At 70.4% G+C, this 23210-nt stretch carries 22 protein-coding genes and 1 riboswitch; of the genes, 10 read left to right on the top strand and 12 right to left on the bottom strand.

Translation table 11 applies throughout. The features are described 5' to 3' along the window. The first annotated feature begins 45 nt into the window (after window positions 1-45). Window positions 46-1140 (top strand): hypothetical protein, encoded by a 1095-nt coding sequence (locus T336_RS0120765; RefSeq protein WP_026433974.1) that lies wholly within the window; start codon window positions 46-48, stop codon window positions 1138-1140. A 40-nt stretch (window positions 1141-1180) separates the two neighbouring features. Here T336_RS0120765 and T336_RS0120760 read toward each other — a convergent pair whose 3' ends face one another. Then, window positions 1181-1885: a S24 family peptidase gene (locus T336_RS0120760; protein ID WP_026433973.1), complete on the bottom strand. Its 705-nt coding sequence runs from the start codon at window positions 1883-1885 to the stop codon at window positions 1181-1183. An 88-nt stretch (window positions 1886-1973) separates the two neighbouring features. Here T336_RS0120760 and T336_RS0120755 point away from each other — a divergent pair, with 88 nt between their 5' ends. The 6 genes from T336_RS0120755 to T336_RS0120730 all read left to right on the top strand — a co-directional run bounded on the left by T336_RS0120755 (window position 1974) and on the right by T336_RS0120730 (window position 8599). Beyond that, complete coding sequence (locus T336_RS0120755; RefSeq protein WP_026433972.1) at window positions 1974-2228, top strand: transcriptional regulator; 255 nt, start codon at window positions 1974-1976, stop codon at window positions 2226-2228. Window positions 2229-2398: 170 nt separating this feature from the next. Next, the gene (locus tag T336_RS0120750; RefSeq protein ID WP_019704081.1) at window positions 2399-2827 is read left to right on the top strand and encodes a YXWGXW repeat-containing protein; all 429 of its coding nucleotides are present in this window, start codon (window positions 2399-2401) and stop codon (window positions 2825-2827) included. A 165-nt stretch (window positions 2828-2992) separates the two neighbouring features. After that, window positions 2993-4012: a Bug family tripartite tricarboxylate transporter substrate binding protein gene (locus T336_RS0120745; protein WP_019704082.1), complete on the top strand. Its 1020-nt coding sequence runs from the start codon at window positions 2993-2995 to the stop codon at window positions 4010-4012. 223 nt (window positions 4013-4235) lie between these two features. Continuing rightward, on the top strand, window positions 4236-5705 hold the full coding sequence (locus tag T336_RS0120740) for a SidA/IucD/PvdA family monooxygenase (protein WP_026433971.1): 1470 nt from the start codon (window positions 4236-4238) through the stop codon (window positions 5703-5705). Between the two features lie 46 nt (window positions 5706-5751). After that, a complete protein-coding gene (locus tag T336_RS26310; protein WP_084151484.1) occupies window positions 5752-6939 on the top strand; it encodes a CMD domain-containing protein in 1188 nt (395 codons plus the stop codon). A gap of 143 nt (window positions 6940-7082) precedes the next feature. After that, window positions 7083-7192: riboswitch (glycine riboswitch) on the top strand. Window positions 7193-7279: 87 nt separating this feature from the next. Continuing rightward, the gene (locus T336_RS0120730) at window positions 7280-8599 is read left to right on the top strand and encodes a D-amino acid dehydrogenase (protein WP_026433969.1); all 1320 of its coding nucleotides are present in this window, start codon (window positions 7280-7282) and stop codon (window positions 8597-8599) included. Between the two features lie 16 nt (window positions 8600-8615). Here the strand turns inward: T336_RS0120730 and T336_RS0120725 are convergent, their stop codons facing one another. Next, window positions 8616-9935: an FIST signal transduction protein gene (locus tag T336_RS0120725; RefSeq protein ID WP_026433968.1), complete on the bottom strand. Its 1320-nt coding sequence runs from the start codon at window positions 9933-9935 to the stop codon at window positions 8616-8618. Between the two features lie 47 nt (window positions 9936-9982). Further along, on the bottom strand, window positions 9983-10930 hold the full coding sequence (locus T336_RS0120720) for a PhaM family polyhydroxyalkanoate granule multifunctional regulatory protein (protein ID WP_019704087.1): 948 nt from the start codon (window positions 10928-10930) through the stop codon (window positions 9983-9985). Between the two features lie 302 nt (window positions 10931-11232). Here T336_RS0120720 and T336_RS0120715 point away from each other — a divergent pair, with 302 nt between their 5' ends. Continuing rightward, window positions 11233-11703 carry an HU family DNA-binding protein gene (locus tag T336_RS0120715; protein WP_026433967.1) on the top strand — a complete coding sequence of 157 codons (471 nt, stop codon included), beginning with the start codon at window positions 11233-11235 and terminating at the stop codon, window positions 11701-11703. 64 nt (window positions 11704-11767) lie between these two features. Here T336_RS0120715 and T336_RS0120710 read toward each other — a convergent pair whose 3' ends face one another. The 8 genes from T336_RS0120710 to T336_RS0120675 form a co-directional block, all read right to left on the bottom strand. After that, window positions 11768-12520, bottom strand: a complete 753-nt coding sequence (locus T336_RS0120710; protein ID WP_019704088.1) for a tyrosine-protein phosphatase — start codon at window positions 12518-12520, stop codon at window positions 11768-11770. 35 nt (window positions 12521-12555) lie between these two features. Beyond that, window positions 12556-13824, bottom strand: a complete 1269-nt coding sequence (locus tag T336_RS0120705) for a DUF2254 domain-containing protein (protein WP_026433966.1) — start codon at window positions 13822-13824, stop codon at window positions 12556-12558. A gap of 88 nt (window positions 13825-13912) precedes the next feature. After that, window positions 13913-14680, bottom strand: coding sequence for a 3-oxoacyl-ACP reductase (locus T336_RS0120700; protein ID WP_026433965.1), 768 nt, complete (start codon window positions 14678-14680; stop codon window positions 13913-13915). A gap of 32 nt (window positions 14681-14712) precedes the next feature. Further along, on the bottom strand, window positions 14713-15720 hold the full coding sequence (locus T336_RS0120695; RefSeq protein WP_026433964.1) for an ABC transporter substrate-binding protein: 1008 nt from the start codon (window positions 15718-15720) through the stop codon (window positions 14713-14715). 29 nt (window positions 15721-15749) lie between these two features. Next, window positions 15750-16541: an ABC transporter permease gene (locus T336_RS0120690; protein WP_035226760.1), complete on the bottom strand. Its 792-nt coding sequence runs from the start codon at window positions 16539-16541 to the stop codon at window positions 15750-15752. Beyond that, window positions 16538-17314 (bottom strand): ABC transporter ATP-binding protein, encoded by a 777-nt coding sequence (locus T336_RS0120685; protein ID WP_026433962.1) that lies wholly within the window; start codon window positions 17312-17314, stop codon window positions 16538-16540. The genes T336_RS0120690 and T336_RS0120685 overlap by 4 nt, the downstream gene beginning before the upstream one ends. Beyond that, complete coding sequence (locus T336_RS0120680) at window positions 17304-18803, bottom strand: acyl-CoA reductase (protein WP_404821597.1); 1500 nt, start codon at window positions 18801-18803, stop codon at window positions 17304-17306. Before T336_RS0120680 ends, T336_RS0120685 begins: the two co-directional genes overlap by 11 nt. Next, entirely contained in the window at window positions 18800-19894 is a 1095-nt protein-coding gene (locus T336_RS0120675; RefSeq protein ID WP_013596771.1) for a LuxE/PaaK family acyltransferase, read from the bottom strand. Before T336_RS0120675 ends, T336_RS0120680 begins: the two co-directional genes overlap by 4 nt. A 253-nt stretch (window positions 19895-20147) precedes the next feature. Here T336_RS0120675 and T336_RS0120670 point away from each other — a divergent pair, with 253 nt between their 5' ends. Further along, window positions 20148-21749, top strand: a complete 1602-nt coding sequence (locus T336_RS0120670; protein WP_035226758.1) for a cryptochrome/photolyase family protein — start codon at window positions 20148-20150, stop codon at window positions 21747-21749. Window positions 21750-21794: 45 nt separating this feature from the next. Here T336_RS0120670 and T336_RS26825 read toward each other — a convergent pair whose 3' ends face one another. Beyond that, window positions 21795-22910, bottom strand: a complete 1116-nt coding sequence (locus T336_RS26825) for a hypothetical protein (RefSeq protein WP_209435991.1) — start codon at window positions 22908-22910, stop codon at window positions 21795-21797. Window positions 22911-23066: 156 nt separating this feature from the next. On the opposite strand from T336_RS26825, the gene T336_RS25455 reads away from it, so the two are divergent. Continuing rightward, on the top strand, window positions 23067-23210 hold a 144-nt coding region (locus T336_RS25455; RefSeq protein WP_156957834.1), incomplete at its 3' end, for a helix-turn-helix domain-containing protein.

Raw genomic sequence — 23210 nt, 5'->3', positions numbered from 1 at the left:
CGCCGCCCCGGTTTTCCCACCACCCCCAAGAGAGAGAGGTTCCACGTGCCCATCACCATCGAAGACATCCTGCCGGCCGGCGGCTACACCTCGGTCCTGCCGCTGAGCTACATGGTGCCGACCTTCTATCCCACGCCGCCCGGCAACGTGGACTCCCGCTCGGGCGCTCCGCGCATCCGGCTGGACGATCCGGACCTGCAGGCGCGCGCGCAGCGCCTCGTCAACGTGCTGTTCTGGACGGCCACCACCCTCCAGAACGTGGAGGGCATGCAGGACAGCCGCACGCTGAAGGTGTTCATCGCCCCGGAGTTCTATTTCCGCAAGGCCTCCCGGGAAGAGTCCGCAGGCGACCGCTTCCTGCGGGACACCAGCTTCGGCTCCTATCCCGAGGATGCACGCTATGCACTGGCCGAGGTGCTCTACGCCGTGGTCCAGGGCTCGACGCTGTTCCGCGACTGGGTGGTCGTCGCCGGCACGGTCTGCTCGGTGCTTCCGATGCAGGACGACCACCGCATGAACCTGCTCAACACCGCGATCATGCTGCGCGGCAGCCGCGCCCGCCTCGATGCCAGCGTGCCCTACATCCTCATGGAGAAGCACTACATCTCCCACATCGACGGCCCGCCCCAGGACTGGCACGCCAACCTCGATCCCACCACCACCTACAGCTTCCAGCTCAACCCGGACCAGAACCTGGACAACCTGGTTTTCTGGGACGAGATGGCGGTGGGCCTGGAGGTGTGCCTGGACCATGCCAAGCAGGTCGTGGCGAACGCCATGAACACCGTGGCGCAGACGCTGGGGCCGCAGGCGAAGGCCCTGGACCTGCAGCTGGTCACCTCCTGCGGCATGGCCATCGTCCCGCAGGCCGTGGCGGTGGCCGACGGTGCCCTCGTCATGCTCACCGACGGCATGTCGCATCTCCAGCGCCTGCAGGAGCCGATCTTCCAGATCGGCCGCTACGACGCCGCAGCGAACACGACCCGGCTCATGGACCTCGCCGACTTCCAGCTCGCGGAGCTTCCGGCGCACGAGGATTACCAGGTGGACTACCTGCGGGGCCTCTACACGAAAAAGCAGCTGCGCCAGGGCGTGTGGACGGCCAGGAGCGCCCTGCCGCTGCGAAGCGTTTCCAGTTGACGGGCTGGCGCCCCGCCGAGGCGGGGCCGCAGCGCGCGGCTCAGAGCGTCTCGCTGTGCACGTGCACCACCCGCCCGACGAGCCGGGCGGAGGGCGCCGTGAGCTGCTTGCGCGGAAACCGCAGCGCGTTCTCCGCGGCCAGCCACCATGCGCCGCTGTCGCGCACCACCCGCCGCACCAGGCAGGCGCCCTCGTAGTCCACCACGAACACCTGCCCGTCGGCCGGCGACGGCTCCCGGGTATCCACCGCCACCACGTCCCCGGGGTGCAGTGACGGCTGCATGCTGTCATCGCCCACCGCGACCGCGATCAGGTCGCGCGCGCGCAGGCTGCGGCGCTCCAGCCACTCATGGGTGAGCGCGATGGTACGCATGCCGCCGTCCGCCGTGCAGGCGGGCTCGGCGCCCTGCCGCCCGCCCAGGTCCTGCTGGCGGCGCACCTCCAGCACCAGCACGGCATCCGTGCCCGCGCCGGCCTCCGCGTCCGGATAGGCCGGGTCCCGCTCGCCCGCCTGCAGGGGCGGCTCCCCGTCCGCCTGGAACCAGGCGCGCATGCCGCGCAGCGTCTCGATCGCCCGCACCGTCTTGTCCGACACCGCGCGCGATCCCGACAGCATCTGCCGCACGAAAGCCCCGTCGCGGTACCCCAGCAGGCGCCCGAACGCAGTGACGTTGCCCGCCGTGAGATGGGCAATCGCCTCATCCAGGCGCTGGCGCCGGTAGAGTTGCAACGCGGTTTCGTCCATGGTGCGGAAAGTAGCACACGCTACGGTTGCTTTTGCTACTTTGCAAAAATAGAATCCAGAGCAATTGCTACTTTCCACGGGGCGGGACATGACGTTGCACGAATACCTCCAACAGCACGGCGCCCTGAGCGTCCGCCAGCTCCGGCTGCGCATGGCGCAGCATGGGTCGCCCATCAAGAGCGACGCGCAGATCCGGCAGTGGCAGCACGGCTACGCCCAGCGCATTCCCTCCCCGCTCAACTGCGTGGCCATCGAGCAGGCCACGGGCGGCCAGGTCACGCGCAAGGACCTGCGCCCGCACGACTGGGCCGCCATCTGGCCGGAACTGGGCGCGGCACGCTGACACCCGTGCGGACGAAGGCGGGAAACACCTGCACACACCGCTTCGCACGGCGGCGACACCGGGGCGACACGGCGTTGACGCGCGGCCGCGAGCATGGGGCCATGGATGACCGGGACCACCGGGGCCGACCGGGCCCGGCACCGGAATTCCGAGCCTTTCAGGAGACTTCCATGATCCACCGCCAGGCCCTGTCCCTCTCCGCCGCCTCGCTCGCGCTGGCCGCCGCCATGGGCACGGTGACCACCTCCGCGCAGGCCGCCACCAGCGCCACGGTCATCGTGCAATCCGGCCCGCAGTACGTCGCGCCCGCGCCCGTGGTGCTGGAACGCTGGTCCGCACCGCCCCCGCCCCGCTATGAGCGCGTGCCGCCGCCGCGCCGCGGCATGGTCTGGGAGCAGGGCCACTGGGAATGGCGCGGCCGCGGGCACGTCTGGGTTCCGGGCCACTGGCTGCGCGCGCGGCCGGGCTATGTGTACCGCCAGCCGGGCTGGGTGCAGCAGGGCAGCCGCTGGGAAATGCGCCGCGGCGGCTGGGACCGTGATGGCGACGGCGTGCCCAACCGCTACGACCGCCGCCCCGACGATCCCTACCGGCGCTGATCCCCCTGCCGCCCGGCCGGCGCCGGGGGCCGTCACCCCATAACCATATGGGCGGGCGGGCATGAAGCCTTGCCCACAATGGCGCATTCCTTGCTTCCCACCGGACCGCCCCACCCGGGCGGCTCTGTCCGGGCAGGGATCCTGTTCTTTCCTGGGACCCTTCGCATGCGCCGTCTTTCCGATTCCTTCTCCTGGCTGGGTGCCGCCGCGCTCGCCGCCGCGGCCTGGACCGCCGCCTCCCCTGCCCTCGCGGCGGATCCGCACGGCGCCGCCGACTGGCCGCGCCAGCCCGTCACGCTCATCATGGGTTTCCCGGCCGGCTCCGGCGTGGACGTGGTGGCCCGCTCCGTGCAGGAGCCGCTCAGCCAGAAGCTCGGCCAGCCGGTCATCATCGACTACAAGTCCGGCGCCGCGGGCAACATCGCCAGCGAGTACGTCGCCCGCGCCAAGCCGGACGGCTACACGCTGGCCTTCGGCACCGCAGCCACGCACGGCAGCAATGCCGCGCTCTACAAGAAGCTGCCCTTCGACGTGGAGGCCGACTTCGTGCCCGTGGGCACGCTCATCGACGTGTCCAACGTGCTCACCGTGAACCCGAACGTGATCGACGCGAAGACGCTGCAGGAATTCGTCGAGATCGTGAAAGCCAACCCCGGCAAGTACAACTACGCCTCCACCGGCAACGGCGCCGGCACCCACATGGCGTTCGCCGAATTCAACGCGCGCCTGGGCCTGAACATGGTGCACGTGCCCTACAAGGGTGGCCCGGAGGCCATCACGTCGGTGGTGCGCGGCGAGACCTGCTGCATCATGAACCAGGTGCAGACCGTGCTGCCGCACTACAAGGCCGGCAAGGTGCGCCTGCTGGGCGTGACCACGGCGAAGCCCGTGGCCGCGGTGAAGGAAGTGCCCACCATCGCCTCCAGCGGGCTGCCCGGCACCCAGGGCTTCGACAGCTCCATCTGGTTCGGCATCTTCGCGCCCAAGGGCACGGACCCGGCCATCGTGCGCAAGCTCAACACCGCGCTGCGCGAGGTGCTGGAGCAGCCCGAGGTGCGCCAGCGCTTCGAGTCGCAGGGCAACACGGTGCGCATCGAGACGCCGGAACAGTTCGCCCGGACCGTGCACCAGGACCGCGCGAAATGGGCGCAGGTGGTGAAGGACGCGAAAATCAGCGTGGACTAGCGGCGTCAACCCCCTGAGCGGCTTGCGCCGCTCCCCCCTTCTCTCGTGGCGCTGCGCGCCCCGGGAAGGGGGGCACCCCCGGTGGCCTGGCGGAGCCAGTTCCACGGGGGTCGCTGGTATGGGGCCGCGCCGGTTTTCAACGCCTTGGCGAAGCGGATCCGCGTTGTGATCGCATTCCGTGGCGCTGCCTCAACGCCCTTCTGCCTCCTGCAACAATCTTTCCATGGCTATTTCCTCCCCTCTGGGCGCGGCCGGGCTGGCTGCTCTTGAACAGCGGCTGCAGCACGATCTGCTGACCCTCAACTGGCGCGCGAAGGCCTGGCTGCCGCAGCGCATGCACGCGGGCCGGCCGGTCATCGACGTGCTGGTGATCGGCGCCGGCCAGGCGGGCCTGGCGGCCAGCATGGCGCTGGCGCAGCAGGGCATCCCTGCGGTGTTGCTGGACCGCGCACCGGAGGACCACGAGGGGCCCTGGGCGACCACGGCGCGCATGGAAACGCTGCGCTCGCCCAAGGAGCTGACGGGCCCGGCGCTGGGCGTTCCTTCGCTCACCTTCCGCGCGTGGTTCGAGGCCCAGTGGGGCGACGACGCCTGGGCCGCGCTCGACAAGATCCCGCGGCTGCAGTGGATGGACTACCTGCGCTGGTACCGGCGCGTTACCCGGGCGGACGTGCGCAACGGCCATGCGGTCACCGCCGTGCGGCCGCGCGGCGACGGGCTGGTGGAAGTGGACGTGCAGGCGCAGGGCCACGCCACGACCTGGTTCGCACGCCGCGTGGTGCTGGCCACGGGCCGCGACGGCCTGGGCGGGCCGCAGATCCCGGCCTTCATGCAGGGCGTGGACCGCAGCCGCTGGGCGCATTCGTCCGATGTGCTGGACTACGCCACGCTGCGCGGCCTGCGCGTGGGCGTGGTGGGTGCCGGCTCGTCCGCCATGGACAGCGCCGCCACGGCGCTGGAATGCGGCGCCGCCAGCGTGGACCTGCTGGTGCGCCGCCCCGACCTGCCCCGCATCAACAAGTCCAAGGGCTCGGGCGTGCCCGGCCTCACGCACGGCCACCACGACCTGCCGGACGCCTGGAAGTGGCGCATCCGCCACTACATCAACACCACGCAGGTGCCGCCACCGCACGGCAGCACGCTGCGCGTCTCGCGCCACCCCAACGCCTTCTTCCACCTGGGCTGCCCGGTGCAGGGCGTGCGCGAGAACCCGGCCGACGGCGCGCTGCATGCCGCCACGCCGCACGGCACCTTCGCCTTCGACTTCCTGATCGTCTCGACCGGTTTCGCCATCGACTGGGCGCAGAAGCCCGAATTCGCGGCCATCGCGCCCCACGTGCGCACCTGGGGCGCGCGCTACACGCCGCCGCCGGGCGACGAAGACCAGGAACTGGCCGATTCGCCCGACCTGGGCCCCGTGTTCGAGTTCCGCGAGAAATTGCCCGGCGACTGCCCCGGCCTGGAGCGCGTGCACTGCTTCTGCTACCCCGCGGCCCTGTCGCACGGCACGGTCTCGGGCGACATCCCCGCCATCAGCGACGGCGCGCGCCGGCTGGCCACCGGCCTCGCCAGCCTGTTCTACCGCGAAGACGTGGACTACCACTTCGGCGTGCTGCAGGCCTATGCCGAGCCCGAACTGCTGGGCGACGAATGGACGCCCGCGGACACCGCCCGGCGCGTCCTGCCCGGCTGACCGGCCGCCCCGCCCTCTCTTCCTGCCCCACCGCAACGGATCGCCCATGACCGACACCGCCATTGCCACCGCATCCCGCGACACCATCGACCACATCGCCGGCCTCGCGCCCGGCAGCGCGGCCCACGCCGTGCGCCACCAGCGCGACAAGGTCGCCACGGCCACCCAGGGCTGCGAGGACGCCCTCTTCGGCCCCGGGCTGCCCGGCGGCCTCACGCAGGCCGAGCGCCTGGCCGTGGCGCACGACATCGCCCGCGTGAGCGGACTGCCCGCGCTGGCGGCGCACTACCGTGCAGCCCTCCAGCCGCTGGCCCCCCCGCCGGCCGTGCAGGCGCTCGTCGATGCGCCCGGCGCCGCGATCGCGGACGCCCGGCTGCAGGCCATCGTGCACTTCGCGCGCACCCTCGCCACGCACCCTGCCGAAAGCGACCAGGCCGCCCTGCAGGCACTGCCCGCCGCGGGCCTCGCGGTGCCGGACACGGTGCTGCTCGCGCAGCTGATCGGCTTCGTCACCTACCAGCTGCGCGTGGTGGCCGGCGTGGCCGCGCTGGCGCAACTGGGCGAAGCCGGCGCCGCGCCGGCCGCTGCCGCAGCGCAACCGGCGGACGCTGCCCCCTTCGTCCACCCCGCCAACCTGCCTGCGCCCGGCGAGCCGCTGCGCGTGAACGGCTACACCAGCGAAACGCTGGACTGGAAGGCCTGGCTGCCCGTGCTCGATCCCGCAGCGGCCACCCCCGAGCAGAACGCAGTGCTCGACCTCAGCCATCCCAAGGCCCGCACGTCGGACTTCTACCTGCTGCTGGCGCACCAGCCCCGCGTGCTGTCCGAGCGCTCGCAGGCCTTCAACGCCATCATGTACGCGCCCGGCGGCCTCGCCCGTGCCGAACGCGAAGTCGCCAGCACCGTGGTCTCGCGCGTGAACGGCTGCGTGTACTGCGCCTCCGTGCACGCACAGCGCTTCGAGCAACTGGCCAAGCGCAACGACGTGATGGCGCAGATCTTCCAGGAACCCGACACCGCCGGCACCAATGCACGCGAACGCGCCATCGTGCAGGCCAGCGCCGCGCTCACGCGCACGCCCGGCACGTTCGGCGCGCAGCACCTGCAGCCGCTGCGCGACGCCGGCCTGTCCGACCTGGAGATCCTGGACGCGCTGCACGCCGCTGCCCTTTTCGCCTGGGCCAACCGGCTGATGCTGAACCTGGGCGAAGCCGTCGTCCCGCAAGCCGGCTGAACCCGCGGCCGCGCCGGGCGCTATGCGCGGCGCGGTTTCGCTGCTACGATCCGCCTCGCAGGAGAGCGAACGGCCCAGCCCGGCTGGCGTTCCACCGAAGGCGCAAACTCCCATACACGCTCAGGTACCGTACTGCACACCATCGAACGCCGTCTGGAGAGCCGCCACAGCCTGTGGCGCACCGAAGGAGCAAGCCCCGCGCCGTGTTGGCCACGGGGTGAATCTCTCAGGTACCAAGGACAGGGGGAGCGGCAGCCGGGCCACGCGCCTGCTGCACGCTATTGAATCCATAGCTGCCTGCACGCACGCGCCCGGCGCTTCACCCTCGAAAGGTTTGAAGATGCGCGTGATCGTCCTCGGCGCCGGCTTGCTCGGCACCACCTCCGCCTATTTCCTCCAGCAGCTCGGCCACGAAGTGACCGTGATCGACCGCCAGGCCACGCCCGGCGCGGAAACCAGCTTCGCCAACGGCGGCCAGATCTCGGTGAGCCATGCCGAACCCTGGGCCAACCCGAGCGCCCCGCTCAAGGTGCTGCAGTGGCTGGGCCGGGAAGACGCACCCCTGCTCTTCCGCCTGCGCGCCGACATGCGCCAGTGGCTCTGGGGCCTGCAGTTCCTGCGCGAATGCACACCGGCGCGCACGCGCCACAACATCGAGCAGATCGTGCGCCTGGGCACCTACAGCCGTGAAACCCTGCAGCAGCTGCGCCGCGACACCGGCATCCAGTACGACCAGCGCGCGCAGGGCATCCTGCACTTCTACACCAGCCGCAAGGAATTCGACGGCGCACTCGCGCCGGCCGAGCAAATGCGCCAGCTCGGCTGCGAGCGCCGCGTGGTGAGCGCCGACGAGGCCGTGCGCATCGAACCGGCCCTGGCCTCCATCCGCTCGCAGCTGGCGGGCGCCACCTACACCGATGCCGACGAATCCGGCGACGCCAACGCCTTCACGCGCGCACTGGCGCAGCGGGCCGGGCAGGCCGGCGTGCGGTTCCGCATGGGCTGCCACATCACGGCGCTGCGCACCGCGGGCGGGGCCATCGACCATGTGGAGATCACCGACGCGGAAGGCCGCTTCGAGCGCGTGCGCGGCGATGCCTACGTGCTGGCCATGGGCTCGTTCAGCCCGCTGCTGGCCGAGCCACTGGGCCTGCGGCTGCCCATCTATCCGGCCAAGGGCTATTCGGTGACGCTGCCCGTGCGCGACGCCCTCGCCGCCTACGAGGTCAGCCTGACGGACGACGAGTACAAGCTGGTCTTCTCGCGCTACACCCGCCCGGCGCAGGGCGACCAGCCTGCGCGCGACGTGATGCGCATCGCCGGCACCGCCGAACTCAACGGCTATGGCCGCGACCTCAACCCGGTGCGCTGCGAAGCCATCGTGAAGCGCGTGGAGCAATTGTTCCCGGGCGCGGGCGACACCTCGCAGGCGCAGTTCTGGACGGGCCTGCGCCCGGCCACGCCGAGCAACGTGCCGCTCATCGGCCGCACGAAGCTGCCCAACCTGTTCCTCAACACCGGCCACGGCACGCTGGGCTGGACGCATGCCTGCGGCTCGGGCCGCGCCATCGCCAGCATCGTGAGCGGGCTCGTGCCCGATGTGGATTTCGCCTTCGCGGGCATGCCGCGGGGCCGCGCCGCCGTGCCGGCGCTGGCCTGAGCATCCCGGGCGCGGCCTATGCCTCGCCCGGCCCCGCGCAGGTGAACACGGTGAGCACGCCGGTATAGCCGTAGAGCCGGTGGTGGGCGATCTCCCCGCCCGCGAAGAACCCCACCAGCGGCACGTCGCCCAGGGCGTGCCGCACGATCTGCAATTCGGCGCCGGGCCCGCCGAAATGCGGCCCGCCCCGTCCAGAGCAACTCACGTAGAGGGCTCCCATGATCGTGCGCTCGGGCATGCCCTCGGTGGCCTGGTCCAGCGCGCGCATCAGCGCCGCGCGCTCGCCGGCGTGCGACGGCGGCGGCGCGGCCGCGGGCTCCTGCGGCTCCGGCGCCAGTTCCTCGCGGATCTCGGCGCAGATGCGCATCAGGTCGGCGCGCGCCGCCGCCACGTTGCGCTGGCAGAACGCGAGCCGCATGCCCTCCTCCACCTTGTCGGCGAGGGCCACGCCATGCCGCATCGGATCGAGCCCCACGAGATGCCGCACGCGCACGTCCGTGCCGAAATGGCCCGTGCGCCCCATGGGCTGCGAGCCCTCGTCCACCAGGCCCGCCAGCGTCGCACGCAGGGCACGCAGCGCGGGCTGCGGATCGCCTTCCAGGGTAATGCCCAGCGTGCCCAGCAGCACGTCCAGCGCGGGCTCGCCGTCGAGCGCGAGCACCACGTTGTCCTGCGCGCGCGTGATCTGCGCGAACGGGCCGACCGGCTGGCATCCCTGGGTCACGCGCGAGAGCATGCCCACGCCGCTGCCGAACGCCACGCCCGACAGCCCGCCGCCGAACACGCCCCGCGCCGCGCCCTGGCCCGCGATGTTGCCGTTGCCGCCCACCGCGAACTGCACGCTGCGCCCGCGGCTCGCCGCGATGCCGCCGAACAGGTAGCCCGACTCGGTGCGGTCCGACATCTCCGCGATCAGCTCGGCGAGGTCCGGCGTATCGCCATCGGCATGCACCAGCGCCGTATGCGGCACGAAACCGCCCGCGGAAGCCCCTCCGCGCGACAGCGGCGCCACGCCCGAGAACACGCGGTACTGGTCCTGCGGCAGGTCCAGCAGCATCACCGACAGGGCCGGCTCGTCGAAATACTCGGCATTGTTCGCCGCCACGCCCACGCCCACCGTGCCGCTCCAGTCGGTCACCTCCGGGAGTTCGGCCGCGAGCACGTCGAGCAGGGCCTCCGCGTCCTCCGCATAGTGGTCCGTGATGTAGAGCACGCCGAGCGTGGGCGCGCTGGCGTAGTGCGGCAGGGCCATCTGCGCGCGCAGCTGCGCCAGCACCAGCGCGGCGGCCATGCGCCATTGCGGGTGGGTGGCATGGCCGTTGGGAAAGAGTTTCATGGTCGGAAGAATCGGTGGACCGCGGTCGCAGATGGAGGCCGCGCCCGTCAGGAACGGCCCTTCGGCCCGGGCTTGGGACTGGCGGTGCGGCGTGCGCCCGCAGACGGTGCCCCTGCCGGGGCCTTCGCGGAAGAAGCCTTCGTGGAAGGCGCCTTGGCGGCAGCGGCGCGCGGTGCAGGGGCCGCCGCGGAAGGCGGGCGCTTCGCACCGCGCGCCGCCCCGCCGCCGTCCTGGTCCTTGCCTGCGGCGCGCGCGGCCGCGGTGCCGGCCTCCGTCGCCTGGCGCGCGGCGTCCTGCATGCCCTGCATGCCTTGCGCGGCGAACTGCGTCGCCATATCGGTGGCCGTCTTGAGTGCTTCTGCCGCCATGCCGCGCGTGGCGTCCATCGCGGGCAGCTTCGAGACGTCGCTCATCGCATTGGCGGCGATCTGCTGGAACTGGCCCGTCAGCGCGGACCACCATTGCATCGGGTCCACCACGCCCGGCGCAGCGGCCGGCGGCTCGGTGCCGGCCGTGGCATCGTGTCCCGATGCCGCCGGTGCCTGCGCGGCCGGCTCCGGAGCAGGTGCCGGCTCGGGCTGCGCGGCACGGGGTGCCCGCGCGAAGGGATCGGGACGCGGCGCCGCGGGCGCAGGCCCTTGCGAGGAAGGCGCCGCCTGCGGCGTGAACGCCTTCGCGATGTCGCCCATCGCCACGTTCATGCCCTGCAGCGTGGACAGCGTCATCTTCTGCACTTCCAGGGCCTGCACGGTCGCCGTGAGCGCGCGGGAATTCTGGTCCAGCCAGAACTGCACCGCCTTCAGTTCGCTGATGCGCTTTTCCAGCTCTTCCACGCTGATCGTGGGCGCCACCCAGCCCGAGAGCGGCGGCATCTGCGGCATGCCCGCCGCAGCGCCCTTGGCGAGGTTCTGCAGGAAATCGAAGCCCGGCACGAACCGCCCGAAACCGAAGGGGGAGGTGTCGCTGCCGGCGGAATTGCTGTCGTTGCTGCTCATGGCCAGGGCTCCTTGCGTGGGGCGGAACATACCGCTGCGTTGTGCGCCGGGGCACCGGCCCCGTGGGTGGCAGCTTAACGCGATTGCGCGGCTCCACCAACGCGGCCAGCCCCTGCATCCACGCAACCATTACAGGCATTTCGCACGCGCCGCAGGCGTGCCCGAAGGCTGCGGATGCGAGGCTGCACGCACCTTGCAGCCGCAAAAGCGCGCGCAACCCGCGCCACAGGCGGGCAAACGCCATAGAATCCGCCGACCAGCCCGTCTGGAATCCTCAATACGTCAACACGAGAAAACCAACCATGGCAACTGCAAAGAAAGCCGCATCCGCCCCGGCAAAGAAGGCGGCCGCTCCCGCGGTGAAGAAGGCCGCGGCACCTGCGAAGAAGGCTGCTCCCGCGAAGAAGGCCGCTGCCCCCAAGGAAGCACCTGCCGCGAAGGCCGCGCCCGCGGCGCTCAAGCCCCTGAAGGCCACGTTCACCAAGACCTCGCTGATCGCGCACCTGGCCGAGCAGGCCGGCGTGGAGCCGAAGGCCGCCAAGGCCGTGATGGCTGCGCTGGAAGCCACGATCCTGGGTTCGGTGCACAAGAAGGGCTCCGGCGAATTCACGCTGCCCGGCCTGATGAAGATCGGCCTGCAGCAAGTGCCCGCCAAGAAGAAGCGCTTCGGCAAGGACCCGTTCACGGGCGAAGAGCGCTGGTTCCCCGCCAAGCCCGCATCGGTCAAGATCAAGACCCGCGCGCTGAAGAAGCTCAAGGACGCCACGGTCTGAGACCGGGCTTCCCGAGCATGAAAAAAGCCGGCGCATGCCGGCTTTTTTCATGCCGCCGGCGCGCTCAACCGCCCATCGGATCCAGGTACATCTGCGCCAGCCGCGCCCGCTCCGCGGGGCCCACGCCCAGGCGCGCCGCCAGGTAACGGTCGAGCCCGCCATGGTCCCGGTCCACCGCGTCCAGCGCGGCATGCAGGAACTCCTCCTGCACGCGCCAGAGCACATTCATCACCTCCGCCGGCGCGGTGCCCGTGAAATGGGCCGGCGGCTGGTAGAGGCTGTTGGTGAGCAGGTAGTCCTGCATCACCACGTCGCGCGGCACGCCGAGCGCGAGCAGGATCAGGGCCGCGGCGAAGCCCGTCCGGTCCTTGCCCGCGGTGCAGTGGAAGACCAGCGGTGCGTCACTCTGCAGCAGGTGCTCGAACAGCGCGGCGAACTGCGCCGCGTTGTCGGACACGAAAGCGCGGTACGTGTCCTGCATCAGCTCGACGGCGATGGCGGGCGTGATCTGCCGGTTGGCCAGCGCCATGTCCTTGGCGCGCTGCACCACGGTCGGCTCGATCGGCAGCGGGTGGTAGGCCACGCCGGGCAGGACGTAGGCCAGCGCGGCGCTCTCGGCCTCGCCGCGGAAGTCGATCGCCCGCGACAGCCCCAGCGGCGCCAGCGTCTCGGCATCCTGCCCGGTGAGCCAGGCCAGGTGGTCCGAGCGGAACAGACGGCGCCAGCGCACCGGGCGCCCGTCCTGCCCGGCATAGCCGCCCAGGTCACGGAAATTGGTGGCGCCCGCGAGGGGCAGTGAACGCGAAAAGGAAGCCATGCCGGCACTGTAGCGAAAGCGCCCGCGACTTCAAATCACCTGGGCGTCCCCCGCGCGGCGTTTTGCAGCGCCGCCATGTCGCTGCCGCACAGGCCGGCGTGGGCGGCGCGCTCCAGCGCATAGGCGGACAGGCGCTCGCTCGGCTCGCGCAGCGCGCAGTGCAACGCGCCCACAGAATGCAGCGCGCGCTGCAGTGCCACGCCCACCTCCACCGACGCGGCTGCGTAGCGCGCCAGCGGCTCGAACACGTCCTCCACCATGCCGGCCTCGCGCAGCGCGGGCGCGCTCACGCGGTCGCAGGCCGGCGCCTCGACTGCGGCGGCATCGGCCTCGCGGCCGGCCGCCTGCTGGCGGTGCGCCCAGTGGGCCAGCGTGCGCACGCCGGCGCCCATCACGTCCATCGCGGTGCCGGGGTCGTTGATGGAGGCCGACATGGCCCGCGCCGCCACCTCGCCCATCACCACGAAGCCGTAGCGCGGATCATGGTCGAAGCTGCGGCCGTGGCCGATCAGCACCGCCTTGAGGATGGCCGCACGCGCCGCATCGTCGATGGGCCGGTCGCTGCTGACCAGCACGGTGTCGGGCGCCACGAATGCGCCCGGCAGCACGTGCAGGTGCAGGTAGCCGTCCAGCGCCTCGGCCCGGGCCTGCAGCAGGTCCATGGCCACGTGCTGCACGAAGCCGGTCGCGTCGCTGCGCACGGCATGGGCGCCGCGCTCGCCCGGCCGCTGGGGGCGCCCGCCCAGGAAGGGCCTGGCCAGGCGCTGGTCGATGGCCTTGCGGGTGGCGTCCTCCAGGCGCCGGATGGTTTCGCCCAGCCGGCCCAGTACCGAGAGATAGTCGATCCAGCGCAGCAGCACCACCACCACGCCCAGCAGGATCAGCAGCGTGAAACCGAACAGCACCAGCCGCCCGCCGTCGCCATAGAAGTGGACGTGCAGCCCCACCAGCGCGACCACGCCGTAGAGGAAGGCGCCGATGAACACGGCCAGCGTGTTCTGCACGGTGGAGTCCTCGATCAGCAGCTGCGATGCGCGCGGCGTGGCGCTGTTGGCCACGGCCGAGAACGCCGCCACCATGGTGCTGGCCGAGAAGATGGACACCGTGAGCATGCTGGACGCGAGGATGTTCAGCAGGCTGTCGAGCGCGTCGGAGCCCAGCTGGAGCGCCACGCCATCGGGAATCCAGGGGCCCAGCCAGGTGGCCAGCATGACGGCCGCGACGGCCGCCATCGCGAACAGCGCGCAGCGCAGCCAGGTCTTGCGCACCAGCCGCTGCAGCAGGAAGAGCAGTTTCTCGGACATGCCCCGACTATCCGCAAACGCCGCGCCCGGAGCACGGCATGCCATGTAGGCCGGCGCCGCGAATTGGGCCCGGTCCTTCAGCGCGCCGTCACCTCATCACCAGCCCGCCATCGACGAACAGCACCTGCCCGGTCATGAAGCCGCTCCACTCCGAGGCCAGGAACAGCACCGGCCCCGCCACGTCCTCGGGCCGGGCGATGCGCCGGAGGGGCGTGGCGGCGGTAATCGCGTCGCGCAGCGCCTCGGGCGTGGACTGGCTCGCCTGCGTGGGATAAACCAGCCCCGGCGCCACGCAGTTGACGCGGATGCCCACGGGCCCCAGTTCGGCCGCCAGGTTGCGGCTGAAGGCCACCAGCGCGGCCTTGGCCGTGGTGTAGTCGTGGTACGGCACGACCGGGTTGTCGACCAGGTTGGTGGCGATGTTCACGATGCTGCCGCGCGCGCGCTGGCGCAGGTGCGGCAGCACCGCCTGGCAGACGTTGAAGGCACCGCCCACGGCGCCGTCGAACTGGGCCTGGTAGTCGCTCCACTGCAGGCCGTCGAACAGCGCGCGGCGCCGCGCATCGAAGGCATAGGGCCGGAAGGCGTTGTTGACCACCACGTCGATGCGGCCGGCCTCCAGCACCACCGCATCCACCATGGCGCGCACCGCCTCGGCATCGCCCACGTCCGCGCGGGCAGCCCAGGCGTCGCCGCCGGCGGCGCGGCAGGCGGCCACCGTATCGGCCGCCGCCGCGTCGTTGGACAGGTGGTTGATCGCCACCGTGGCGCCCTCCTGCGCGAAGGCCCGCGCGATGGCCGCGCCGATGCCCCGGCTCGCGCCCGTCACCAGAACGACCTGGCCCTTGAACTTCATGGAGTGCTCCTCGTTCCTCAAGGCCTTGGGAGTCACGCCGCGGGCAGCAGGCTGGCGTCCACCACGTCGGCCACGCGGATGTCACGCTGCACCAGGCCCAGCGCACGGTAGGCATCGGCCGCCTTCTGCAGCGACGCGAGGTTGAACGCGCCCAGCGGCTGGCCCGGCACCGAGGGCTGGGCGGAGGCATTGCGCAGGCGGATCACCTCCAGGTTCGCATCCTGCTGCGTGCCGTCGATCGCGACCTTCACGGCCAGCGCGGCGGCCTCTTCGGGCCGGGCCATCATCCAGGCGGCGCTGTCGCGGTAGCCCTGCAGGAAGGCCCGCAGCAGCGCCTTCTTCTGCGGCAGCACCTCGCTGCGCACCACGAAAAGGTCGCTGGAAACATTCAGGTAGTCCCGCACCTGCATCACGTTCACGGCACCCAGGCCCTTGCGGCGGCCCACGGCCAGGCCCGTGTCGGTGGCGGCCGTGGCATCGACCTGGCCCTGCAGCAGCGGCGCGAAATTGAGCAGGCCGGTGACCACGATGGTCACGTCCGACTCCTTCAGCCCCGCCTGGTGCAGCAGCACCAGCAGGTTCTGACGCGTGCCACTGGAGAGGCTGTACACGCCGATGCGCTTGCCCTTCAGGTCGGCCGGCGTGCGGATGCCCGAGGACTGCAGCGACACCACGTTGAACACGTTCTGCGGATAGATGTCGTAGATGGCGGCGAGCTTCTCGCCCTTGTCCAGCGCCATGAAGAAAGAGCCCGGGTCGGTGAAGGCCACGTCGCCCTGGCCGCTCAGCGTGTTGCGCAGCGCATCGCCGCCGCCCGCGCCGGGCAGGTAGGCCAGGTCCACGCCGCGCGCCTTGAAGAAGCCCTTCTCGGGCTCGGCCAGCAGGTTGGTGATCTCGCTGATGGGCTTGCTCCAGCCCGCGACGGTGATCTTGCCCACGGCCGGCGCGGCAGGCGCTGCGGCACCGGCCAGCCGGGTGACTGCGAGGCCGGCGGAGGCCGCCAGCAGCGTGCGGCGCGAGAGGAATTCAGGTCGTTGCATGTGGTCGAGAAAGGAAGGGAAAAGAACGTTCAGGAACGGTCGGCATAGGGCCGCAGCAGCCAGCGCTCCAGCCACAGCGTGGCCTGGTAGAGCAGCAGCCCGATGGCCGCGATGAGCACCAGCGCCGCGAACATCAGGGACGTGTCCATCATTCCCTGCGCGGCGATCACCACCGCGCCCAGCCCCTGGCTGGCGCCTATGAATTCGCCCACCACGGCGCCCACCAGGGCCAGCACCACGGCCATGCGCAGGCCCGCGAGGATGGCCGGCAGCGCCAGCGGCAGCTTCAGGCGCAGCAGGGTCTGCCGGCGCGTGGCGCCCAGCATGCGGAAGAGCTGCAGGCGCTGCGCATCGGCCTGCCGCAGCCCGGTGAAGGTGTTCTCCATCAGCGGGAAGAAGCAGATCAGCCCGGTGATGAGCGCGGTGGACGGAATGCCGAAGCCGAACCACAGCACGAAGAGCGGCGCCAGCGCCAGCTTGGGCACCACCTGGCTGACCACCACGTAGGGCCGCAGCACGCGCTCCAGCAGCGGCGATTCGGCCAGCGCGATGCCGATCGCCAGGCCTGCCAGCCCGCCGCCCGCCAGCCCCAGCAGCAGCGCCGCCAGCGTGGCCCGCACATGGGGCACGAAGTAGCCCGTGCGCAGCCCCTGCCACAGCGATGCCGCGATGGCCGAGGGCGCGGGCAGCACCAGCGCGGAGAGGCCCGAATGCCGGGCCGCCCATTCCCACGCGCCCAGCAGCGCCAGCAGCAGCGCGGCGCCCAGGGCGCGGTAAGGCCAGGCGGACGAAGGTGCGCCCTGCATGCGGGATGCACTCATGCGCCCGCTCCGTCCAGGCCAGCGCGCACCCGCGCGCACAGGCGGTTGAAGGGTGCATCGTGCCGCATGGCCTGGCTGCGCGGCGCGGGCAGGTCGATGCGGATGTCGTCCGCCACGCGGCCCGCGTGCAGCACGGCGATGCGGTCGCCGAGGTAAACGGCCTCGGTGATGTCGTGCGTCACGAACAGCACGGTGGCGCCGCGCTGCCGGCAGGTGCGCAGCAGGTCGTCCTGCAGCTCGGCGCGGGTGATGGCGTCCAGCGCCGCGAAGGGCTCGTCGAGCAGCAGCATCGCGGGCTCCAGCACCAGTGCACGCGCCAGCGCCACGCGGCTTTGCTGGCCGCCCGAGAGCTGGCGCGGATGCTGCCGCGCATGGGCGCCCAGCCCCAGTTGCTCCAGCAGCGCCTGCGCGCGCGCCACGTCGGCCGCCTGCGGCCGGCGCTGCAGTGACACGGGCAGCAGCACGTTGTCGATGGCACTGCGCCATTCGAGCAGCGTGGGCGCCTGGAACATGAAACCCAGCTGCGGCCCGGGCGCGGACACCTCGCGGCCCTGCATGCGCACATGGCCCGACTGCGGGCGCAGCAGGCCCGCGGCCAGCTGCAGCAGCGTGGTCTTGCCGCAGCCGCTGCGGCCCACCAGGCAATGCACCTCGCCAGCCGCGATGCGCCAGCTCACGCCGTCCACCACCGGCGCGCGCCCGGGGTAGGCGAAGACGGCCTGCTCGATATCGAGAAAGGCATCGCCGGCCACCTGCGCGGTCTCAGTCGGCATAGGGCGCGAAACTCTCTGCCGCGCTTTCGGCGGATTGCTCGATCTCCACCATCCGCACCAGGTCCAGCAGGTTGAAATGGCCGTCGTGGTGCCAGCCGGCCTCGGGCACGCTCATCGCGCCGATGGCGGCGATGCGCGTGACGCCGGCCGCTCCCAGCAGCGCGGCCAGGTGCCGCAGTTCTTCCGGCGTGGCCGCGATGCCGGCGGTCTGCAGCAAGGGCGCGTGGCCGGCGATGGCGTGCGGCACATCGTCCAGCGCATCCACAGCCACCACCTGCACGCTGCGCTGCAGCGCCGTGGGCGCGAGCGGCTGCAGGGCGTCGCTGTAGGCCACGCTCCAGGGGTCGCCGGGCGTGCCGATGAGCTCGTCGGCCGCAGCACCGCCGGCCGCCGAGAGGCCGCGCCATTCCAGCGCCTGCCGCCAGTCCGCCACGGCGGCGGACTCCTCCACGTCCAGCGCCCGGCGCGGAAAGCGCCGGTGCAACTGCGCCAGTTCGCCCGCCAGGTAGCCCGCGAAGGCGCGCGGCGACACGGCGCCGCCGCGCTGCACGTAGAACACATGCGGCGAATAGCAGCCCTGCTGGTCGTAGCGCATCACGTCCCATGCGGCACGGCGCGCCACGGCCGGGGCATCGAGCGCATCGAGCGCAGCGGCCGAAACCATGCCGAAGCCCAGCTTGTGCCCGTGCGGCAGGAAGCGCGTGGTGACGGGCAGGCGCCGCTGGATGGCTTGCAGCGCATCGTTGCCGCCATAGGCCAGCACCGTGTCGGCCCGGGCGTAGAGCGCCGCTGCGTCGTCGCCGCCCGCGCCCTTCCACCACACTACGGCGAAGCAATCGGCCAGCGGCGGATGCACCTCGACCAGCAGCTGCGCGAACCAGCCCGCGAACAGCGGCTCGGCGCTGGGCAGCTTGCCGATGCTGCCGGCCTTGACCAGCAGGCCGCACACGAAGCTCCAGAGCGCCAGCGCCGGCACATTGCCCGCCCAGCTGTGCACCAGCAGCCCCGGTCCGAAGGCGCGCACCGCGCCGCCCTTCGGCGCAGGCTGGAAGCCGTCGAGCACCAGCGGGTTGGCGAAGTCCTCGGCCACGAAGCGGCGCAGCTGCGGCGCGCGAAAGGTCTTGAAAAATCCCGTGAGCCCCAGCCGCACCATCTCCGCGTCGTACCCGCTCACGATGGGCAGCAGCGTCTCGGCCTGCCGGCGCACCGGATCGCCGCGGTCCAGCAGGCGGGCGATGGCCCGGTCGATCACGTCGATGACCTGCTCCACCGCCATGGGCTGCAGGTGGCGGGCAGCGGCCTCGCGCACGCGGCTGGCGAGCGCGTCCATCTGCGCGGGCGTGAGCACGGGCACCTCCACCTCCAGCCGGGCGGCGCCCTGGGCGAAGGGCAGTACCTGCCAGGCCACGTCCTGCGCATCGATGCCGGGCAGGTAGCCCGCTCGCATCCGCTGCACGGCCATGCCGGTCGTGGCCGCCTCGGGTGTCATTTCCCGGTGGCCCGCATGAAGTCCTGCACCGCCAGCGAACAGCCCTTGGCCTGCGCGCCTTCGGCCCGGCCCAGCAGCAGGAAGCCGCCCTCGGCCCATTCGCCCACGTCCTCGGTCAGGATGGTGGTCACGGAGTTGTAGTTGGCCAGGTCGCAATGCACGAGGATGCCGCGCTCGCCGGCCGGCACGTCGCGGCCCGTGGCCGGGTCCACCAGCCGCGACCGGATCCAGTGCGGCCCCGACTTGACCGAGGGCACCACGGCATTGCCGTCGTCGTAGAACTGCGTGCTCAGCTCCGTCATGCCGTACATGTTGATGCACAGCTCGCGTGGCACGCCCAGCGTGTACGACAGCCCGGCGTAGAAATCCTCGGGCGGCACCTCGCGCGACTGGCCCTTGTAGCCGCCCGTGTCCAGCACGCGGCTGCCGGGCGGCAGCTGGAAGCGGCGGCCCTTCTCGTGCAGCGCCTCCATCAGGTGCACGAAGCTGTAGCTCGCGCCCAGCAGCGCGTACGGCGTGCCGGTGCGCTCGGCGGCCTCCAGCGCCGCGCACAGGCTCACCACGTGCATGCCGTGCGCGCCCACGAAATGCCGGCTGACCGGGCTGCCGAACACGGCCCGGGCCAGTGCCAGGTAGTGCGCCAGCGAGGAATTCGGCATCAGGTGCTCGTCGGGGAACAGGATGCCCATCGGCATGGGACCGGCCCCGCGCATGAAGCGCCGCTGGAAATTGCGCGCCATCGACAGGTCGTACACATCGAGCCGCGGGTGGAAATGCCGCCCCCGCGCCTCTGCGCCCCGGGTCGTGCCGCTGGTCATGAACACGCGCTCGTCCGGCCGCGGCGGCTCGCTGCGCAACTCCGTCGCCTTGAAGGCGTCGATCGGCACCGCGGGAATGTCGCTCCAGCGCTCCACGCTGCGCAGCGTGGCGCCGCGGCGCTGGCAGAAGGTGCGGTAGGCGGGGTTGGCGGAATACTGGTGGGCGAACAGCCGCAAAGCCAGCGTATCGAACTGTGCGTCGGTGCAGCCGCCTTCTTCCTCCATCGCGATGAATGCGAGGATGTCCGCGACCAGCGCAGCGACCTTGTCCATGGAGCTTCTTCCTTCGTGACCTGTGAACGATGCTCCGAAGGTCACGCCCGGCCATGCCGTGCACGCCACGCGGCGCGCCTGCGGAGGCTGGAGGATGGTGGTGACAGCTCTTCTTCCGCCGGAATGACCCGGTTCAAGTTCTCGGGTGTGGATCTCAGCACAAGCGTGCACCCCGGAGCGTTGCGGGCATCTTAACCCGCACCCCAAACGCCCTGCTTCTGCTGCGGCTTCCGGGCGGCCTATATTCCCGGGCATGGAATCACCGACGCCCGCCATGACGGCACCCGCCTGGCCGGTGCGCAGCCTGGTGCTCGTTCTGGGCGACCAGCTCGATCCGGACGCAGCGGCCTTCGACGGATTCGACCCGCAGCAGGACCTCGTCTGGATGGCGGAGGTGGAAGAGGAATCCACGCACGTCTGGTCCTCCCGGCCGCGCATCGCCCTCTTTCTCGCAGCCATGCGGCATTTCGCGCAGGCGCTGCGGATGCTGGGCCGCCCCCTGGACTACCGGCACCTGGACGACCACCACGGTGCGCCGTGCCGGACGCTGGCCGATGCGCTGCGCGCAGCGATCCGCACGCACCGGCCGCAGCGCCTCGTGATGACCGCCCCCGGGGACTGGCGCGCCTGGAAGGCGCTGTCCGCCGTCTCGGCCGATGCCGGGCTGCCGCTGGAAACCCGGCCCGATCGCCACTTCTTCGCCACCGTGCGCGAATTCGCCGACTTCCGGCGCCAGCTGGCCGGACGGCCGCTGCGCCTGGAAACCTTCTACCGCGCCATGCGCCGCAGGCACGGCGTGCTCATGGACGGAGACCAGCCCGAGGGCGGTGCCTGGAACTACGACAAGGACAACCGGCGCCCCTTCGGTCCGCAGGGGCCGGGCATGGTGCCCGGGCGCTGCCGCTTCGAGCCCGACGCCACCACCTGCGAGGTGCTGCAAATGGTCGCCCGGCGCTTCGGCGACCATCCGGGGTCGCTGGAGAGCTTCGCCTGGCCGGTCACCCGCGCACAGGCCCTGCATGCGCTCGCAGACTTCGTGGACCACCGGCTGCCGGCGTTCGGCCCCTTCCAGGACGCCATGTGGCCGGACGAGCCCTGGCTCTACCACTCGCACCTGTCCGCGGCGCTCAACCTGAAGCTGATCCATCCGCGCGAGGTGGTCGCAGCCACCGAGGCCGCCTACCGGAGCGGCCGTGTCCCGCTGGCCAGCGCCGAAGGCTTCATCCGCCAGATCCTGGGCTGGCGCGAATACGTGCGCGGCATCTACTGGACCGAAATGCCGTCCTACCGGGACCGCAACGCGCTCGGTGCCGATGCGCCCCTGCCCGCCTGGTACTGGACCGGCGACACCCCCTTCGCCTGCCTGCGCCAGGCCATCCGGCAGACGCTGGACCACGGCTACGCCCACCACATCCAGCGCCTCATGGTGACGGGCCTCTTCGCCCTGCTGCTGGGCGTGCGGCCCCAGGCCGTGCACGCGTGGTACCTCGCCGTCTATGTCGATGCCGTCGAATGGGTCGAACTGCCCAACACCCTCGGCATGTCCCAGTACGCCGACGGCGGCCTGATGGCCAGCAAGCCCTACATCGCCACGGGCAAGTACATCCAGCGCATGGGCGGCCCCTGCGCCACCTGCCGCCACGACCCGGATGCCTTCCTGGGCGACACGGCCTGCCCCTTCACCACGCTCTACTGGGACTTCCTGCTCAGGCACCGGGAGCTGCTGGCAGGCGTGCCCCGCATGGAGGCACAGTTGGCGCGGCTGGGGACGATGGGGCCGCAGGAGCGTGAGGCGATACGCAGCAGGGCCGAGGAGTTGCGAAAAGGCCAAGAGGGACACGCCCTGCCGTCTTGAGCGACAGCACCTTGCGAACAATGTGCAGCCTATGGAATACGCTACTCAGCGAAAGATCAATTCCGTGTCTTTGTCGGGGATCGTCATCCTGATGCTGGGCTCAGGCAACCGCATGCCGTTGATGGATTTCACGGCAACCAACCAGCGATCGCCCCATCGCAGTTGAACCTCAACCAGCAGTGTGTTCGATGCAGCCTCGCACGGAGGCACAGGCCCATTCTCCGAGTGCTTCCACTTTCGCTCTATCGCAGCCATTGCTGACACGCAAGTATTCATCGGGACCATCACCTCAGCGATTCCAGGTAATCGCAACCCCACCTTCGCAGCAACCACCGCCGTCACATAACTTGGCCCACCTAAAAGTAGCACCATCACCCCCGAACAGACAAAGCAAAAAGTCCAAATGGCCAGTGGTGCCGCTTGAACATGCATTGAAGCCGCGTTCGCACAAATCAACACAGCGATTGCGCCGCCCCACGATACAAGCGTCCACCAGCCAATAGAACTGCCGCGATACCCGAGCATTGATGAATGCGTTACCACCAACAAAACGGCAAGAGATACCAGAGCACCCCCAAGAAGCAATGCTGCGAATGCAAGGAAGGTTTCCCATTTGCTCCGCCCGGATTTCCCACTCCTCAGTCTCACGAGCGTTAAAAATATCGACCCGATTGCGCAGATAGAAAAAAAGATGCGCACCCATGGCCCCTGCGCCCCAAAGAGCCAACATATCATCACACACAGGGAGCCAAGCTGACCTAGAACGGTGGTCCGCCAGTCCAGTTTCTTGATTTCATACAAAAATGCCGCAACCGTGACCCCAAACATGACGACTGTGGTAACGAGCCAGAGCAGCAAAAGCCATATAGAGGCGATGCTCGCCAATCCAACGATACCAAGGAGGTTAGGGGGAACATAGTCAATGACAAAGAGGTAGCCAAACAATGGCAAACAGCCAATGGCAAAGAGCAGCGCCCCTACCCACTTCCACGGCAACCCACTCATCACGGCTTCAATTCTTCGCAGGCGGCTGATTGCAAGCGGCTCCTTTTGTTTTGTACCTTCCAATCGCTCTTTCCAGCGAAAACTCCGCTTCGGCTCGCTTGATTTGAAACTTCCCATTCCCTCTCTCCCCTCAAACCAACAGAAAGCATCCATCATATAGATCTCAAACCAATGCAAATCGAATCCCCAGCGTAGCAAGTGCGGGCCACCGCGCATGATTTGGAAGGGTTGTGCCTTCCTCCGGAAGTTCCCAATACACCGGGCGGTCTCCAATCTGAAGTGCAACACCTGAACCTCAGGTAACTTGCACAGATGACTTCGCGATACACGCACTTGCAGCCCGAAGAACGCCTCACGCTGGCCTCGCTGGTCCAGCAGGGATGGAGCGGGCGATCCATCGCTCGCCTTCTCGGGCGCAGCCCCAGCACCGTGTGCCGGGAACTGGCGCGCAACAGC

Origin of the sequence: Paracidovorax oryzae ATCC 19882 (genome assembly GCF_000687165.1) — a bacterium.
Taxonomy (GTDB): domain Bacteria; phylum Pseudomonadota; class Gammaproteobacteria; order Burkholderiales; family Burkholderiaceae_C; genus Paracidovorax; species Paracidovorax oryzae.
Note: the sequence above shows the minus strand (reverse complement) of the source record. Positions and strands in the feature narration are given on the sequence as shown.